Origin of the sequence: Aeromicrobium flavum (genome assembly GCF_007992115.1) — a bacterium.
GTDB lineage: Bacteria > Actinomycetota > Actinomycetes > Propionibacteriales > Nocardioidaceae > Aeromicrobium > Aeromicrobium flavum.
Genome location: NZ_BJZQ01000006.1, coordinates 71,165 through 86,767, shown reverse-complemented (window position 1 = coordinate 86,767; position 15,603 = coordinate 71,165). Strand labels below are relative to the sequence as shown.

Below are 15,603 nucleotides of genomic sequence, written 5' to 3'. Positions count from 1 at the left end.
AACTTTGTCGCCGCGCCTCGGCGTGCCGTCGGCGCAGGCCGCGACCGCGCCCCTAATCTGGGCCGCATGTCCAGCCGCACACTTCCCCGCTCGCTGCGCGTGACATCCGCCGCGATCGTGCTTGCTCTGGCCGCCGTCGTCGTCATCGCCGCTGTGGCGATGCAGACGATTCCGGCCCTCATCATGGCCTCTTGCGTGGCCCTCTCGGCCGGCATCACGTCGACCGTCCTCATGTCCGAGGAGCTCCGTGAGTTCCGCCAGAAGTTCGCGCGCGACCGTGTGCGCGACGCCCGGCTCATCGCCGAGCGCGAGCGCGAGCACCTCGACGTCGACGCGTCCTTCCGTCGCGCCGTCAGCGAGCGCCTGCGCGCGAGCGAGGCCGAGATCGCCCGCCTGCGCGCCGACCTCGAGGCCGGCAGCTCGCAGATCGACGAGCTCGAGGAGCGCCTCGCCACCGAGCAGGAGCTCGTCGCCATGCTCGGCGTGCGCCCCGAGATCGATCCCCGCATCGTCAGCCCGGCCGCCGACGCCGGTGCCGCCGATCGCTCGGACGGCACGGGCGAACTGCGCTCCGCCTGACCCTTCTCGACCCTTGGCGTGAATCCGTCGCCGCGATGCGCGATAATGGATGACGGCCCGAAATCTCGGGCGACCAACGAGAGGGGTACAGATGGCCGCCATGAAGCCTCGGACCGGCGACGGACCGATGGAGGTCACCAAGGAGGGACGCTGCATCGTCATGCGCGTCCCGCTCGAGGGCGGCGGACGTCTGGTGGTCGAGCTCAACAACGAAGAGGCCGCCACGCTCGGCGACCAGCTCAAGGCCGTCTGAGCTCGGCGGTGTACGGACTCTCGGTGCGTTGGCCCCTGGCCGACGCACCCGATGGGACTCTCGAACGCCTCCACGAGTACGTCGAGGCCGAGTCCCATGCGAAGTTCGCGGGCCTGCCCGGCCTGCGGTTCAAGACGTGGCGCGCGCGTGAGGGCGAGTGGTTCGAAGGAACCTACGTCTTCGTCAGCGACGAGGCGCGCGCCGCGTTCCAGGCCGACTTCGAGACGCGGGCGGCCGACGCCCCCGCCACGGCGATGATCGGGGTCACCCCCGAGATCGAGCCGTTCGAGGTCGTCGCGGTCGTCCGCGGCCCGGCGGGCTTCCGGTCCGCCCCGCGCTTCGAGGCCTGAGCCCTCGGGCCTAGTGCGGCTTCTGCAGCACCAGCAGGCCGTCACCGAGGGGCAGGAGCAGCGCGGAGAGGTCCTCGTCGTTGCCCACCCGCTCGACCAGCTCGCGGATCGCGACGGTCTCGGGGTCGCGGCGCGACGGGTCGGCCACGCGGTCGTGCCACAGGGCGTTGTCGAACACCACGAAGCCGCCGGCGCGCGTCAGCCGCAGCGCCTCGTCGAAGTACTCGCCGTACTCGACCTTGTCGCCGTCGCAGAACACCAGGTCGTAGCCGCCGTCGTTGAGCCGCGGCAGCACGTCGAGCGCCGAGCCGGTGATGAGCCGGAAGCGGGTCGGGGGGATGCCGGCGGCGCGGAACACGTCGCGCGCGAGTCGCTGGTTCTCGGCCTCGAGGTCGACCGACGTGAGCACGCCGTCGGGCAGCATGCCGCGCAGCAGGGCCAGGCCGGAGACGCCGGTACCGGTGCCGATCTCGGCGATGTTCCTCGCGTTCGCCGCGCCGGCGAGGAACGTCAGGGCCGCGCGGGCGCCGGGCAGGACCGGAACCACGCCGACGGTCTCGGCGTGCTGGCGCGCGGCACGCAGGTGGTCGTCCTCGGGCTGGTACTGCTCGGCGTAGGCCAGGCTGGCTTCGGTCGTCATCGTCCCCTCGCAATTCGTTCGGCGGGTGGGCCCAGCCTATCGACGCGGAGCCCCGAGCGATGACGGGACTCGCGGGGTCGGGCCCACGGGACTTCGCCAACCGTCAGCGGGTTCTTCGGCTGCTCTCAGGTTGGCCGTCGAGACTCGACGCATGCCCGACCGGAAGCCGACTGTGCAGGACCAGGTCGACATCTACGCCCAGCACGCGCCCCAGGTGCGGCGCCTCGCCACGCGGCTGACCGGCAACCCCCAGGACGCCGAGGACCTCACGCAGGACGTGTTCGAGCGCGTGTTCACCTCGCTCGACCGCTACGAGGCGCGCAACCTGGCCGGCTGGATCCACCGGATCACGACGAACCTCTTCCTGGACAAGGCACGTCGCGCCGGCCGGCAGCCCACCTCGGCGCTGACCCCGGCGCACGAGGAGCGGCTCGCCGACGGCGGCTCGCTGCCCGGCGACCTCATCCACGACGCCGGCTTCGATTCCGACATCGAGGCCGCGCTCGCCACCTTGCCGAGCCACCTGCGCGTGGCCGTGGTGCTGGCGGACGTCGAGCAGCTCGAGCACGCCGAGATCGCCCTGGTCCTGGGCGTCAAGGTCGGCACCGTGCGCACGCGCGTGCACCGCGGCCGTGCGGCGCTGCGCCGCGAGCTGGCCCACCGCGAGCCGCGCGCCGGCCGCACCCGGGTCCTCGGCGCCCTCGGCGTTTGATCGGAGCGGGGAGACGGCTCAGGTCGCCTCGGAGTCGAACGGGGGCACCTCGCCCGGCCGCAGGATGCGCACGCTCGGCACCGGGGGCGGGGTGGGGTCGGAGAACATGACGTCCCGCACCGCGGCGCGCGGGTCGAGGTCGCGCAGGTTGAGGTCCTTGAAGTCGTCGCCGAGCTCACGGCTCAGCTCGCTCTTCGCGGTGTCGGCCATCTGGCGGACGGTGCGCACGAACTGCGCGGCCTGACGGGCCAGGCCCGGGAGCCGGTCGGGCCCGAACAGCAGGATCGCCACGACGGCGATCGCCATCATCTCCGCCCAGCCCAAGCCCACGGGCGCGATCCTACAGTCGGCCGGCGGGGGCCAGGCCCAGCTGCATGCCCGCGAGGCCGCGCGAGCGGCCGCTCAGCTGGTCGGCGATCTGCTGCAGGACCTTGGCGCTCTCGGCGTCGGGATCGGACGCCACGATCGGGGCGCCCGAGTCGCCGGTCTCGCGGAGGCGCTCCTCGAGCGGGACCTGACCCAGCACCGAGATCTCGTAGCCCAGCCGGGCGCTCAGCGTGGAGGCCACCTGGGCGGCACCGCCGGAGCCGAAGACCTCCATCTTCTCGCCGGAGGGCAGCAGCAGCCACGACATGTTCTCGACGACGCCCACGACGCGCTGGTGCATCATCGAGGCCATCGTGCCGGCACGCTCGGCCACCTGGGCGGCGGCCTGCTGCGGCGTCGTGACGACGATGAACTCCGCGCCGGGCAGGTGCTGGCCCATGCTGATCGCCATGTCGCCGGTGCCCGGCGGCAGGTCGAGGAAGAGGGCGTCGAGGTCGCCCCAGTAGACGTCGGCGAGCATCTGCACGAGCGCGCGGTCGAGCATCGGGCCGCGCCAGGCGACGACCTGGTCGCGACGGGGCTTCAGCATCCCGATGCTGATGACCTTGATCTCGACGTCGCCGATCCGCGCGGGGACGGGCATGATCATGTCCTCGACCTGGGTGGGGCGCTGGTCGCCCACGCCGAGCATGTCAGGGATCGAGTGGCCGTAGATGTCGGCGTCGAGGACGCCGACCTTCAGGCCGCGCTTGGCCATCGCGGTGGCCAGGTTGACGGTGACCGACGACTTGCCGACGCCGCCCTTGCCGGAGGCGACCGCGTAGACCTTGGTCAGCGAGCCGGGCTGGGCGAAGGGGATCTCGCGCTCGGCGCGGCCGCCGCGGAGCTGCTCCTGCATCGCCTTGCGCTGCTCGTCGGTCATGACGCCCATGTCGACGCGGACGGTGAAGGCCGGCGCGACCTTGGCCACGGCGTTGGTGACGTCGCGCGTCAGCGTGTCCTTGAGCGGGCAGCCGGCGACGGTCAGCAGCAGCCGGACGACGATCTCGGTCTCACCGATCGTGACGGTGTCGACCATCCCCAGCTCGGTGATCGGGCGCTTGATCTCAGGGTCGTTGACGGTCGAGAGCGCCTCGGTGATCAGTTCCTGGGTGACGTCAGCCATGAGCAGGAGTCTACGGGGCCGGTGCGAACGTCCCGCGCCGCGTCCGGGGCCGGACGGACGTGAGGTCAGTCTCGGTCGCCGGACTCGTCCGCGCGGTCGAGATCGGCCAGGAAGCCGCGCAGTTCGCTGCGCAGGAAGTCGCGCGTGGCGACCTCGCCGAGGCCGATGCGCAGGCTCGCGACCTCGCGCGCCAGGAACTCCATGTCGGCGTGCGACCGGCTCGCCGCCTCGCGGTCCTGCTCGGCGGTGATCCGGTCGCGCGCCTCCTGCCGGTTCTGGGCCAGCAGGATCAGGGGCGCGGCGTACGAGGCCTGCAGCGACAGGATCAGCGTCAGGAAGATGAACGGGTACTCGTCCCAACGCGGGCGGTCCGGGCCGTACGGCACGTTCCACGCGATCCACACCAGGATGAACAGCGTCATCCACGCGATGAAGCGGGCCGTGCCGAGGAACCGCGCCGCGGACTCGGCGAACTTGCCGAACCGCTCGGGGTCGGCGGCCTCGCGGCGGGCGGCGAGGTTGCGGGCCAGGCCGCGGCGCAGGTCGCGGGGCTGGTCGAGGCGCTCGCGGTCAGCCATTCTCACGCCACCCCTTCGGCAACAGGTGGTCGAGCACGTCGTCGATCGTCACGACGCCGAGCAGGTGCTGGTTCTCGTCGACGACCGGGAGCGCGACGAGGTTGTACGCGGCCAGCATGCCCGCGACCTCGGCCAGGGAGGCGTCGGGACGCGGCCAGTCGATGTCGTTGTCGATGACCTGGCTGACCAGGGTGGAGGGCGGCTCACGCAGCAGGGCCTGGAAGTGGGCGCCGCCGAGGAAGCGCCCGGTGGGGGTCTCCAGCGGCGGCCGGCACACGTAGACCATCGAGGCGAGCGCCGGGCTCAGCTCGGGCTCGCGGATCAGGGCGAGCGCGTCGGCGATCGTGGCGCCGGGGTCGATGACGATGGGCTCGGTGGTCATCATGCCGCCGGCCGTGCGCTCCTCGTAGGACAGGAGGCGGCGCACGTCCTCGGCGTCCTCGGGCTCCATCAGGTCGAGCAGCTCCTCGGCCGTCTGGGCCGGCAGCTCGCCGAGGAGGTCGGCGGCGTCGTCGGGGTCCATCTCGCCCAGGACGTCGGCGCCGCGGGTGGGGTCGAGGATGCCGAGCACCTCGACCTGCAGCGCCTCGGGCATCTCCTCCAGCACGTCGGCGAGGCGCTCGTCGCCGAACTCGCGCACGATCTCCATGCGGCGCTTCGGCGGCAGGTCGCGCAGGGCGTTGGCGATGTCGGCGGGCCGCATCTCGTCCATCATCGCGAGCAGGTTGGTGGCGCCCTGGGCCGCGCTCTCGCTGGCCAGGCCGTGCACCTCGTCCCACTCCAGGACGTGGCTCGTGCCGCGCCGGCCGAACCGCTTGTGGTGCTCGGCCACGGCGACGGTAGAGACGTACCAGTCGCGGCGGGGGTCCTGCTCGATCGCGATGTCGTACAGCGTCGCCGCAGTGCCGTCGGCGAGCGTGACCTGCCGGTCGAAGAGCTCGTGCACGGCCAGGGTCTCGGTGGAGCGCTGCTGGAAGCGGCGCAGGTTCAGCACGCCGGTGGTGATGATCTGGCCCGAGTCCATCGAGGTGACGCGGGTGATCGGCAGGAATACGCGGCGCCGGCCGAGGACCTCGATGACGAGCCCCAGCACGCGCGGGCGCTGGGTGGTGCTGCGGACGGCGACGACGATGTCGCGCAGCTTGCCGACCTGGTCGCCGACGGGATCGAACACGGCCTGGCCGACGAGGCGGGACACGAAGATCCGGGTCGGCTGGCTGGTCACGGCTCCGAGGTTACCGGCCCCCGGCCGCTCAGCGCCGAGGACCGGCGAAGCGGTGCGTGTGGTCCCACCCGGCCCCCACGAGCGGTGAGCTCGGTCCTACGCAGACGAGCGGGGTGGGACCGGGCTCACCGCCGGCCGACCCCGGTGGGACCAGGCTCACCGCCTCCCCAGCGCGCGCGAGGTGGGTGGGGCGGGGGAGACTGGCGCGGTGAATCTCGTGCTGGCGGCCATCGCGGTGGTCGGCGTCTCGCTGTCGGGCCCGCTGATGGCCGCGACGGCCGCGCCGGCGCTGGCGATCGCGTTCTGGCGCAACGCCATGGCGACCGGGCTGCTCGCGCCGTTCGCCCTCACGCGGCACCGCTCGGCGATCACGGGCCAGAGCCGGCACGGGTGGCTCCTCGCCGGCGTGGCGGGCGCTGCGCTGGCGGCTCACTTCGCCTGCTGGGTCGGCTCGCTCAAGCTGACCTCCGTCGCCGCGGCCACCGCGCTGGTCTCGATGCAGGTCCTCTTCGTCATCGCGATCGACGCCCTCCGCGGCCGGCGCGCCGCCCCTGCCGTGGTCGGGGGAGCACTCCTGGCGGTCCTGGGGGTCGTCGCGATCTCCGGCGTCGACCTGTCCCTCTCGCGCGAGGCGATCATCGGCGACGGCCTGGCGCTGGTGGGCGGCCTGTTCGCGGCGATCTACGTCATCGCCGGGGCGCGCGTGCGCGAGACGCTGTCGACGACCGCCTACACCTTCACCTGCTACGGCATCTGCTCGGCGATCCTGCTGGTCGCGTGCCTCGCGACGGGCGTCTCGCTCGGCGGCTGGTCGGCACGGGCCTGGCTGATGATCGTCGCCGTCATGGTGTGCGCGCAGCTGCTCGGCCACTCGGTCATCAACCACCTGCTGGCGGTGATGTCGCCCGTGGTCGTCTCGCTGATGCTGCTGCTGGAGGTGCCCGGAGCCGCCCTGCTGGCCGCCGCGTTCCTGGGGGAGTCGCTGCCGTGGGCCACGTACGGCGGCATCGTGCTGATCCTGGCCGGCCTGGCCGTCGTCACCGCCGCGAGCGGACGGGCGCGTCAGCCCGAGACGCTCGTGGCGGACTGAACGGTCCGGTCCCCGCACCGGTGTGCGCGGGCCCACATTGTAGGCTCACCCCGATTCCCACCGAGATTCGAGGAGCACCGTCATGGGGCGTCTGGTCAGTACCGAGGGCTTGACCGAAGAGCAGGTCGAGATCCTCAAGCTCGTGCGTCAGTTCGTGGAGAAGGAGATCATCCCGGTCGCCACGGACCTCGAGCACAAGGACGAGTACCCGACCGAGATCGTCGAGGGGCTCAAGGAGCTCGGCATCTTCGGTCTGATGATCCCCGAGGAGTACGGCGGACTCGGTGAGTCGCTGCTGACCTACGCCCTCGTGGTCGAGGAGATCGCGCGCGGCTGGATGAGCGTCTCGGGCGTCATCAACACGCACTTCATCGTGGCCTACATGCTGATCCAGCACGGCACCGAGGAGCAGAAGCAGAAGTACCTGCCCAAGATGGCCACCGGCGAGGTGCGCGGCGCGTTCTCGATGTCGGAGCCGTCGCTGGGCTCGGACGTCTCGGCGATCAGCACCAAGGCCACCAAGCTCGACGACGGGTCGTACGAGATCAGCGGCCAGAAGATGTGGCTGACGAACGGCGGCAGCTCGACGCTCGTGGCGGTGCTGGTCAAGACCGACGAGGGCGACGACAGCGTCTACAAGAACATGACCACCTTCCTGGTCGAGAAGGAGCCCGGCTTCGGCGAGACGGCCCAGGGCGTCACGGTGCCCGGCAAGATCGAGAAGATGGGCTACAAGGGCATCGACACGACCGAGATGATCCTGGAGAAGCACAAGATCAGTGCCGACCAGATCCTCGGCGGCACGCCCGGCAAGGGCTTCTACCAGATGATGGACGGCGTCGAGGTCGGCCGCGTCAACGTCGGCGCCCGCGCCGTCGGCATCGCCAACCGCGCCTTCGAGCTCGGCATCGCCTACGCCCAGCAGCGCGAGACGTTCGGCAAGCCGATCGCCCAGCACCAGGCGATCCTGTTCCGCCTGGCCGAGATGGCCACCAAGGTCGAGGCCGCCCACACGATGGTCGTCCGCGCCGCCCGCCTGAAGGACTCCGGCAAGCGGATGGACGTCGAGGCCGGCATGGCCAAGATGCTCGCCAGCGAGTACTGCAACGAGGTCGTCGAGGCGTCGTTCCGCATCCACGGCGGCTACGGCTACTCCAAGGAGTACGAGATCGAGCGCCTCTACCGCGAGGCCGCGTTCATGCTCATCGGCGAGGGCACGTCCGACATCCAGAAGATGATCATCGGCCGCAACCTGCTCAAGGACTACAAGCTCTGAGTCCCGCTCGTTGACCGCCGCGACGGCCCCGCCCCCGAATCGGAGGCGGGGCCGTCGTCCGTCCGCATGACTACGCTGGGGTCATGGCCCAGATCTTCTCGTTGGAGTACCCGCAGTCCCTCGGCGTCTACGACGACTACGACGCGGCGCAGCAGGCCGTCGACCACCTGTCCGACCATGAGTTCCCGGTCGAGAACGTGCTCATCGTCGGCACCGACCTCAAGCAGCTCGAGCGGGTGACCGGCCGGCTCACCTGGGGTCGCGTCATCCTCAGCGGCGTGCTCGGCGGCGCCTGGTTCGGCCTGCTCATCGGCCTGCTGCTGGGCCTGTTCGCGGCCGAGGGCCAGTGGCTGGCCGCCGTGCTCACCGGCGTCCTGCTGGGCGTCGTGTGGGGCGCCATCATCGCCGCGGTCGGCTACGCGATGAGCCGCGGCCAGCGCGACTTCTCCAGCGTCAAGACGATCCTGCCGAGCAAGTACGAGCTGCTCGTCGAGCACAAGCACCTGGCCCGCGGGCAGGAGCTGCTCGCCGGGATGCCGGGTCCGTCCTCCGCGTTCTGATCGCCGGGGTCAGCCCTCGCGCACCAGGTGGAGGCGCCCGCGCGCCTCGCGCCGGAAGCCCGGGTGCTCGGCGAGGTAGTCGTCGACCGCCCCGCGGCAGCCCGACCACGCGTAGTAGTCGTCCAGCACGATCCGGCCGCCGGGTGAGATCAGGGGCGCGATCCGCTCCAGGCACGTCATGGTCGACTCGTACCAGTCGCCGTCCAGGTGAGCCAGCGCGATCGGCTCGTCGAGGTCGATCGTGTCCTGGAACAGGCCCTTCACGAGCTGGACGTTCGACGTCTCGGGCGCGACGCCGTGGCGCGCGAAGCTCTCGCTCACCTCGCGGTACAGGTCGTCGCGGTAGCCGTAGTAGAGCTCGCCGCCGACCCCGCGAGCCTTGCCGGCCGCGATGGTCTCGTAGCGCTCGTGGACATCGGCGCCGTCGCGGTCGGACGGGGGCGGGATCTGGGCGAACACGTCGTACACGTACATCGGGCGCGTCGGGGCCTTGGCCGCGGCCATCACGATGGCCGAGCCGCCCCGGGCGGTGCCGGCCTCCACGAGCGCGCCGGGGATGCCGTCGGCCTCGATGTCGAGGACCGTGCTGGCCAGCGTCGACAGGTGGGTGATCGGCAGGTACGTCAGGTGCTCCGCGCGGACCCCGCGCACCGTGGCGGCGACGTCCTCGGGCAGGCGGGTGTCGAGCACCTCGTCCTCGAGGGCGGCCACCTGGGCGCGCAGCTTCTGGACGCCCCGCTTCGCGCGCTTGAGCTCGCGCTTCAGGTCGTTCGACTGCTGCCGCTCGGCCTTCACCCGCTGGCGCAGCCGGGCCACCTCGGCCTCGGCTTCCTTCAGGCGCGTCGAGCCGGGCACGAGGGTGCGGGTGAACTCCGTCAGCGAGACCATGGGGCACATCAAAACACCATCTGCTCGGCCACCGCCAGACGTTGACCGGGTGTCGGTGCCCGTAGACTCCGCAAGGGTCCCTGTTCCTCCACTCCCAGGAGTCCCGTGCCTCGCCTGTCGCGCCTTCGTTCGGCCGTCTCCCGCCGTCTCCGCCCCGCGGGCCAGCCCGCACCCTCGGCCGCCCAGGTGCGCGCCGCGCGCGCCGAGTCGCGCCGATGGGCGCAGGCGTACGAGCAGCTGCTCGCCGCCTCGCAGGGCCGTCGTCCGGGCAAGCCTCCTCGTGAGCTGCCGGCCGACCCGACCGCCGGGGTCACCCGGCGCTCGGACCCGCCGCTGGCCGAGTGGCTGCTCGCCGGCACCGAGCCGGGCGTCGCCTACACGCGCGCCGCCCGCGAGCTGGTGCACGCGCAGGGTGTCTTCCCGGCACAGGCGTTCGCCGACGCCGTGGCCGCCCGGCACGGCGGGGCACCGGGTCATCTCGCGGCCGCGACCGTGGCGTTCCACCGTGACCTCACCGCCCTGGCAGAGCATCACTTCGCGCAGGTCACCGAGGCCGAGGCCCTGGCCGCCGCGCCGCTGGAGCTGGTCGGCACGCTCTTCGCCGGCGACCGCGACCGCGCGCGTGCCGTCGTCGAGCGCTGGCTCGAGGAGGACCTCGACCTCGGGACGCAGACCTGGTTCGACGCCCTGCGGCACGTGTGGCCCTCCGGGGACGCCGACCTGACCGCGCGCCTGCACGCGCAGGTCGACGCGACCCACGCCGCCACCGGATCGCCGGACTGGGCCGAGGCCGACCTCCACCTCGCCTGGATCGATCGCTGGCGTGGCGCGACCCGCGGGCGCAGCCTCCCGGCACCGACCGGACGCGTGCCGTTCGCCGTCATCGACTACGTGCAGCCGGGCCGCACGAAGACGTCCCAGAACATCGGCGACCACATCCAGACCCTCGCGAGCCTCGGCCACGTCGCCCGGCACCAGAACCTGCGCTGGCACGGCGGCGAGGGCCTCCCCGAGCTGCTCGGCGACCTCCAGCAGCGCGTCCGCCCCGAGCTGCGGCTCGACACCGCCGCGAACGACGTCGAGCTGTACCGGATGGAGCGCGACGCCTCCACCTTCCAGGCCTTCCCCGAGGGCACCTGGCTGCTGGAGTTCGGCTGGCACATGCACGACCTGATGGCGTCGGGCGTCTGGGACTTCCCGCTGAACCCGAGCCTGCGGCCGATCTTCGTGTCGTTCCACTGCAACAAGCGCGCGCTGCTCACCGAGGAGTCGCTGGACTACCTGCGCCGGTACGGCCCGGTCGGCTGCCGCGACTGGACGACGGTCGACCTGCTGCTCTCGCTGGACGTCCCGGCGTTCTTCTCCGGGTGCATCACCACGAGCGTCAGCACCGTGTTCCCCGAGCTGAGCGCGCGTCCCGAGCCGGCCACCGTGTACGTCGACCACCTGCGGGGGCCGGTGCCGAAGGGCAAGAAGAACATCAAGCAGAGCCGCAGCGTCGTCAAGCGCCGCTCGTTCATCGAGAACATGCGCGAGGCGATCGACCTGCTGGAGTGGTACCGGACCAACTTCACCGACGTCGTCACGATGCGACTGCACTGCTACCTGCCGACCCGCTCGCTGGGCCTCGCGGTCGACTTCCAGCCGAAGTTCAACGCCGACATCCGCTTCAACGGGCTGTACGGCCTCGATCCCGAGGAGTTCGACGCGATCCGCGTCCGGATGATCGAGCGGCTCCAGCCGGTGCTCACCGCGATCATGTCCGGCGCCGCCGAGGACGACGTGTACGCGCTGTGGCGCGAGACCGTCGCCGACGAGGTCGCCGTCGCGCGCGCCCGGCACGAGGCGGTCGTCGCACTCGACGCCCCCGGCCCGAGCGCCGCCGAGCTCGTCGCCCCCCTGGCCGTCGGCGACGCGCCGCAGCAGGACGAGTCCGTCGACGTGGTGCTGGTCGCCGCGGAGCGCGACCTCGTGCGGCTGCCCACCTTCCTGGCGGCCGCCGCCGGCGGGAGCTCGCGGCCGCTGTGCTTCCACGTGCTGGCGCCGCTGGCCGATCCGGGCGTGACGGCGCCCGCGGGGCACCGGGTGCGCTGGATCGACACGACGTCGGTCCCGGCGCCGGAGCGCACCGCGGTCGAGCTGCTGGTCCCCGAGCTGCTCGCCGACGTGCGTCGTGCCGTGCTGCTGCCGCTGGACGCCGTCGTCCTCGGCGACCTCGCCGAGCTCGCCGATCTCGACCTCGGGGATCACGCGCTGGCGGCCCGCGACACGACGTTGCCGCACTCGAGCGGCTTCCAGGTGTTCTACAACGCCGCCAAGCGACTCGACGACGCCCCGCGTGCGGCGCACGACTTCTACCGCCGGATGCACGCCCGGCACGTGTTCGACTTCGACGCCTACGACACCGACGTGCTGGTGCTGGACCTCGACCGGATGCGTGCCGACGGCTTCACCGACGAGATGCTGGCGCACGTGCGCGCGTTCGGCCTGCGCACGCGTGAGGCGCTGCACCTCTACGCGGGCCCGGATCGTGCGACGGTGCCGCCGCGCTGGGCTCACGTGCCCACGCGTGAGCACCTCGACGAGGAGCCGCAGCTGGTGCACTGGGCCGACCGCACCAAGCCGTGGTCGGGCACCTACGTGGCGCGCCAGGAGCTCTGGCCCGCCGCCACCGCCGGGTAGGCGATCAGTCTGCGGTGACGGCGCCGAGCGGGACGTGCGTGATGCGCCCGTCGGCCTCGACCTCGAGCACCGCCTCCAGGGGCCAGCCGCCGGGGACCCACGCGACGGCCGGACCGGTCAGCTCGACGGTCGTGCGCCGGGTCCGCGATAGGCGCCGGCGCTGGACCGGACCGCCGGCGCGCAGCAGGACCGAGCGGTTCGTCCCCCTGACCTGCACGGCGGCGCGCACGTCGGCACCGCGACGGGCTCCGGAGACGGTGAACGACACCTCGGCGCGGATCCGGTCGGCCCCGCGGGTGAGCACGTGGTCGAGCACCGTCACGTCGATCTTCGGCCCACGGGCCAGCCGGCGGGAGCGCGCGGTCTCGAAGACGGCGGCCCACTGGGCCGTCACCGGGACGTCGGCGAACCGCTGCGAGGACGTGACCGCCGCCCGGCGCATCGCGGCGCGCTCGTCGCTCGGCATCGTCACGACCTTCTCGATCGCCGCGGCGAGCGCGGCGACGTCGCCGTCCGGCACCAGGAACCCGGAGACCCCGTCCTCGACGATGTCGGCGGGACCGTAGGGGATGTCGTACGCCACCGGGATGCAGCCGCGCGACATCCCCTCGGCCATCACCAGCGGGAATCCCTCGGCGGTGCTCGTCAGGGTGAAGAACGACGCCGTGGCGAAGCGATCGACGGCGGCGCGGTCGAAGCCGAGCAGGCGCACCTGCTCGCTGAGGCCCGCACCGGCGATCTGCTCGGCCAGGGGCTCCTCCAGCTCGCCCTTGCCGAAGATGTCGAGGGTGACCACCCGGCCGGCGTCGCGGAGGGTCCCGACGGCGGCGATCGCATCGCGGTGACGCTTGCGCGGGTGCAGGCCGCCGACCGCGACCCCCTCGGTGGGGACGCGATCGTCGCGGGCCAGGTCGTCCACGTCGTCGGCGGGGAGCTGCGTGGCGTTGGGGACGACGTCCACGCGGTCGCCGACGTCCAGGAGGGCGTCCATGTCGTCGCGCTGGCGGCTCGAGAGCACGACGAACCCGTCCCACGCGGTGACGGTGGTGAGGGCGCTCGAACGGGTGCTCATCACCTTGTCGAAGGGACGGCGCGCGCCGGCGACCAGGTGCGACGCGTGCACGAGGTGCACGAGGTTGGCGTGCGGGGTGTCCCATCCGGTGAAGATCGGGACGACGCGCTTGCCGTCGACGATGAAGGTGGCCTCCTCGCCGGCCACCACGTGGTCGAGCCAGGCGCGGTAGAACCCGTACGCGCCGGTCCAGCCTGCGGAGGGCTCGCCGTCGGCGTCGCACAGCACGATGGAGCGGCCTCCCAGGGTGCCTCGGGTGCGTGGGTCGCGTCGGTCGCTGAGCGCGAGCGAGCCGTCGGGGCGGAGGACGTCGGTCTGCAGGACGCGGCCCTCCTCGTTCAGCCGCCGCCGCAGTCCCGGATGCAGCTCGAACTCGACGCCGAGCGGCTCGAAGCCGCCGAGCGCGGCCTCGCGGGTGTGGGTCAGGCCGGTCGGGACGTCCTCCAGGCCGGCCATCTCGTTCCAGGCGTTGCGGAGCCGGACCCGGTCGGAGAGCAGGCCCTGGGCACGCAGGTGCTCCTCGACCTCCGGCTGATCGGGCTGCCACGTGAAGGTGACGACGTCGACGGGGGTGTCGGCGAGCCGGTCGAAGGCCCTGCTGCGGCGCAGCAGCGCGGAGGTCATGCCGCCGAAGGTGCGCGAGACGCTGTGCGTGGCTGCGAACTGCCGCCCGCCGGGCAACGGGATCGGCTCCTGCGTCTCCATCGCTACTCCCTCGGTGTCGAAAAAAGACTGCGCCCGACCCTAGCCGGGGACGGACCCCGAGCGAGGCACCAGTGGGTCGGATGTGACGATTTTTTGCTCGTGTGACTGATGTGAACGTAGAATCGGAGATCGTGCGACCACCTCGGTCGCGTCCTGGTGGAGGTCCCCGTGCGTTCTCGTCTCGCTGCCGTGTCACTGGCGCTCGCTGTCGCGGCCGCCCTGCTGACCGTCCCGCTGACCGCTGCCCCGGCGTCGGCCGCTCCGGCGCGCTGCGCCGCACACGGCGACGTGGTGCGCGAGACGTCGGCCGGGGGAGTCCTGGCCGGCCGGACGCCGCTGCTCGTCGCGTCGTACAACATCGTCGGCTACAACGCGTCCAAGGGCAGCGTGCCGCGGTGGGAGTCGCGCGCGGACCGCCTCGTCGGCATGATCATGCGCTGCGCGCCGGACGTCATCGGCCTGCAGGAGGCCTCCGAGGCGTGGATGCAGCGTCGTCCCGCCGGCTCGCGGAACCACGCCCAGTACGAGCACGTGCTCGACCTGATGAACGCGCGCACCCCCGGAGCGCCGTACCGCCTGACGAACACGAACCGGAAGAGCTGCCCCACGACGGGCTCGAACCCCGCGGTGTGGAACGGCACGTGGAAGGGCGAGCGCGCGCCGTGGCGCACCTGCCGGACCTCGACGTCGGCGTCCTCGTCGGACAACCGCACCATCTACGACTCCCGCGTGCTGACCGTGGTGCGCCAGGGCGTCCGCAAGCTCTCGAGCGCGACGGGGACGGCCCGCACGCTCGACTGGACCGTCTTCCGCGTCAAGTCGAGCGGACGCGAGTTCGTCTTCGGCAACACGCACCTCGACGCCCGCTACCGCAACCAGTCGATCACCACGTCGGTCTCCAACACGTTCCGCCGCAAGCAGGCCTCGCAGATCCTCTCGACGATGGCCCAGGTTCGCGCGATGCGCGGCGGCAAACTCCCCGCCGTGCTGACCGGTGACCTGAACAGCACCGGCCGGGTCCGCAGCACCACCGCCGTCGACGACTTCACGCGCGCCGGGCTGGTCGACGTGCTCGGCACGGACCGCCGCGTCTACCGGTCGAAGAGCGCCAAGTGGCGCGGCTCGTGCAAGTCGGTGGGCGTCACCAAGTCGCTCGCGTCCGGCCGCACCGTGCGGGTGCCCCTGCACGTCCAGCGCCGGATCAACGTCGCGTACCACTCGTCCAACGCCGGCGACAAGGGACCGGGCACGGCGAAGAACACGTGCATGTACCGCGACAAGAAGTTCAAGCGCCCGCGCGGCTCGACGCCGGCGGCGTACTACCGCCACCAGGGGACGCGGATCGACTACGTCCTCGCGTCCGGGTTCTTCAGCCGCGGCTGGGAGACTGTCGTGGACGCGAACCTGCGCAAGGCGAAGTACAGCCGGACGCCCCCGTCGGACCACAACATGATCGCGACGACTCTCGCGTTCTGACGATCCGCCATGATGGTGCCCGCAC

General features: G+C 71.9%; 16 protein-coding genes. 9 read left to right on the top strand and 7 right to left on the bottom strand.

Features of this window, described 5'->3' with window-relative positions:
- Positions 1-66 precede the first annotated feature (66 nt).
- The 3 genes from AFL01nite_RS08110 (at position 67) to AFL01nite_RS08100 (ending at position 1,182) form a co-directional block, all read left to right on the top strand.
- Positions 67-579 (top strand): hypothetical protein, encoded by a 513-nt coding sequence (locus tag AFL01nite_RS08110; protein WP_146827167.1) that lies wholly within the window; start codon positions 67-69, stop codon positions 577-579.
- 91 nt (positions 580-670) lie between these two features.
- Positions 671-832 carry a DUF3117 domain-containing protein gene (locus tag AFL01nite_RS08105; protein WP_082530405.1) on the top strand — a complete coding sequence of 54 codons (162 nt, stop codon included), beginning with the start codon at positions 671-673 and terminating at the stop codon, positions 830-832.
- Between the two features lie 23 nt (positions 833-855).
- Entirely contained in the window at positions 856-1,182 is a 327-nt protein-coding gene (locus AFL01nite_RS08100; RefSeq protein WP_246119645.1) for a hypothetical protein, read from the top strand.
- Positions 1,183-1,192: 10 nt separating this feature from the next.
- Here the strand turns inward: AFL01nite_RS08100 and AFL01nite_RS08095 are convergent, their stop codons facing one another.
- Positions 1,193-1,822, bottom strand: coding sequence for an O-methyltransferase (locus AFL01nite_RS08095; RefSeq protein ID WP_146827164.1), 630 nt, complete (start codon positions 1,820-1,822; stop codon positions 1,193-1,195).
- Between the two features lie 151 nt (positions 1,823-1,973).
- Here AFL01nite_RS08095 and AFL01nite_RS08090 point away from each other — a divergent pair, with 151 nt between their 5' ends.
- Positions 1,974-2,534: a sigma-70 family RNA polymerase sigma factor gene (locus AFL01nite_RS08090; protein WP_146827163.1), complete on the top strand. Its 561-nt coding sequence runs from the start codon at positions 1,974-1,976 to the stop codon at positions 2,532-2,534.
- 18 nt (positions 2,535-2,552) lie between these two features.
- On the opposite strand, the gene AFL01nite_RS08085 is transcribed toward AFL01nite_RS08090, so the two are convergent.
- From AFL01nite_RS08085 to AFL01nite_RS08070, 4 genes are all read right to left on the bottom strand, one after another.
- The gene (locus tag AFL01nite_RS08085) at positions 2,553-2,864 is read right to left on the bottom strand and encodes a sec-independent translocase (RefSeq protein ID WP_246119644.1); all 312 of its coding nucleotides are present in this window, start codon (positions 2,862-2,864) and stop codon (positions 2,553-2,555) included.
- A gap of 10 nt (positions 2,865-2,874) precedes the next feature.
- Entirely contained in the window at positions 2,875-4,026 is a 1,152-nt protein-coding gene (locus AFL01nite_RS08080) for an Mrp/NBP35 family ATP-binding protein (RefSeq protein ID WP_146827162.1), read from the bottom strand.
- 65 nt (positions 4,027-4,091) lie between these two features.
- Complete coding sequence (locus tag AFL01nite_RS08075; RefSeq protein ID WP_146827265.1) at positions 4,092-4,604, bottom strand: DUF1003 domain-containing protein; 513 nt, start codon at positions 4,602-4,604, stop codon at positions 4,092-4,094.
- Positions 4,597-5,829, bottom strand: a complete 1,233-nt coding sequence (locus AFL01nite_RS08070) for a magnesium transporter MgtE N-terminal domain-containing protein (protein ID WP_186813873.1) — start codon at positions 5,827-5,829, stop codon at positions 4,597-4,599. The genes AFL01nite_RS08075 and AFL01nite_RS08070 overlap by 8 nt, the downstream gene beginning before the upstream one ends.
- A 208-nt stretch (positions 5,830-6,037) precedes the next feature.
- Here AFL01nite_RS08070 and AFL01nite_RS08065 point away from each other — a divergent pair, with 208 nt between their 5' ends.
- From AFL01nite_RS08065 to AFL01nite_RS08055, 3 genes are all read left to right on the top strand, one after another.
- Positions 6,038-6,919, top strand: a complete 882-nt coding sequence (locus tag AFL01nite_RS08065) for a DMT family transporter (protein ID WP_222593448.1) — start codon at positions 6,038-6,040, stop codon at positions 6,917-6,919.
- Between the two features lie 82 nt (positions 6,920-7,001).
- Complete coding sequence (locus AFL01nite_RS08060) at positions 7,002-8,195, top strand: acyl-CoA dehydrogenase family protein (protein ID WP_146827161.1); 1,194 nt, start codon at positions 7,002-7,004, stop codon at positions 8,193-8,195.
- Between the two features lie 83 nt (positions 8,196-8,278).
- Entirely contained in the window at positions 8,279-8,755 is a 477-nt protein-coding gene (locus tag AFL01nite_RS08055) for a YflT domain-containing protein (protein WP_146827160.1), read from the top strand.
- A gap of 9 nt (positions 8,756-8,764) precedes the next feature.
- Here the strand turns inward: AFL01nite_RS08055 and AFL01nite_RS15315 are convergent, their stop codons facing one another.
- A complete protein-coding gene (locus tag AFL01nite_RS15315; protein WP_186813872.1) occupies positions 8,765-9,652 on the bottom strand; it encodes a TylF/MycF/NovP-related O-methyltransferase in 888 nt (295 codons plus the stop codon).
- Between the two features lie 96 nt (positions 9,653-9,748).
- Here AFL01nite_RS15315 and AFL01nite_RS08045 point away from each other — a divergent pair, with 96 nt between their 5' ends.
- Positions 9,749-12,325 (top strand): glycosyltransferase, encoded by a 2,577-nt coding sequence (locus tag AFL01nite_RS08045; RefSeq protein WP_186813871.1) that lies wholly within the window; start codon positions 9,749-9,751, stop codon positions 12,323-12,325.
- Between the two features lie 4 nt (positions 12,326-12,329).
- Here AFL01nite_RS08045 and AFL01nite_RS08040 read toward each other — a convergent pair whose 3' ends face one another.
- A complete protein-coding gene (locus tag AFL01nite_RS08040; protein ID WP_146827157.1) occupies positions 12,330-14,102 on the bottom strand; it encodes a glycosyltransferase in 1,773 nt (590 codons plus the stop codon).
- A gap of 168 nt (positions 14,103-14,270) precedes the next feature.
- Here AFL01nite_RS08040 and AFL01nite_RS08035 point away from each other — a divergent pair, with 168 nt between their 5' ends.
- A complete protein-coding gene (locus tag AFL01nite_RS08035) occupies positions 14,271-15,578 on the top strand; it encodes an endonuclease/exonuclease/phosphatase family protein (RefSeq protein WP_186813870.1) in 1,308 nt (435 codons plus the stop codon).
- The last annotated feature ends 25 nt before the right edge of the window (positions 15,579-15,603 follow it).

Excerpts from the sequence above, each read along its gene's own strand:
- AFL01nite_RS15315 (WP_186813872.1), bottom strand. The coding sequence starts at position 9,652 with ATGTGCCCCATGGTCTCGCTGACGGAGTTCACCCGCACCCTCGTGCCC.
- AFL01nite_RS08075 (WP_146827265.1), bottom strand. The coding sequence starts at position 4,604 with ATGGCTGACCGCGAGCGCCTCGACCAGCCCCGCGACCTGCGCCGCGGC.
- AFL01nite_RS08060 (WP_146827161.1), top strand. The coding sequence starts at position 7,002 with ATGGGGCGTCTGGTCAGTACCGAGGGCTTGACCGAAGAGCAGGTCGAG.
- AFL01nite_RS08055 (WP_146827160.1), top strand. The coding sequence starts at position 8,279 with ATGGCCCAGATCTTCTCGTTGGAGTACCCGCAGTCCCTCGGCGTCTAC.
- AFL01nite_RS08090 (WP_146827163.1), top strand. The coding sequence starts at position 1,974 with ATGCCCGACCGGAAGCCGACTGTGCAGGACCAGGTCGACATCTACGCC.
- AFL01nite_RS08080 (WP_146827162.1), bottom strand. The coding sequence starts at position 4,026 with ATGGCTGACGTCACCCAGGAACTGATCACCGAGGCGCTCTCGACCGTC.
- AFL01nite_RS08105 (WP_082530405.1), top strand. The coding sequence starts at position 671 with ATGGCCGCCATGAAGCCTCGGACCGGCGACGGACCGATGGAGGTCACC.
- AFL01nite_RS08095 (WP_146827164.1), bottom strand. The coding sequence starts at position 1,822 with ATGACGACCGAAGCCAGCCTGGCCTACGCCGAGCAGTACCAGCCCGAG.
- AFL01nite_RS08110 (WP_146827167.1), top strand. The coding sequence starts at position 67 with ATGTCCAGCCGCACACTTCCCCGCTCGCTGCGCGTGACATCCGCCGCG.
- AFL01nite_RS08040 (WP_146827157.1), bottom strand. The coding sequence starts at position 14,102 with ATGGAGACGCAGGAGCCGATCCCGTTGCCCGGCGGGCGGCAGTTCGCA.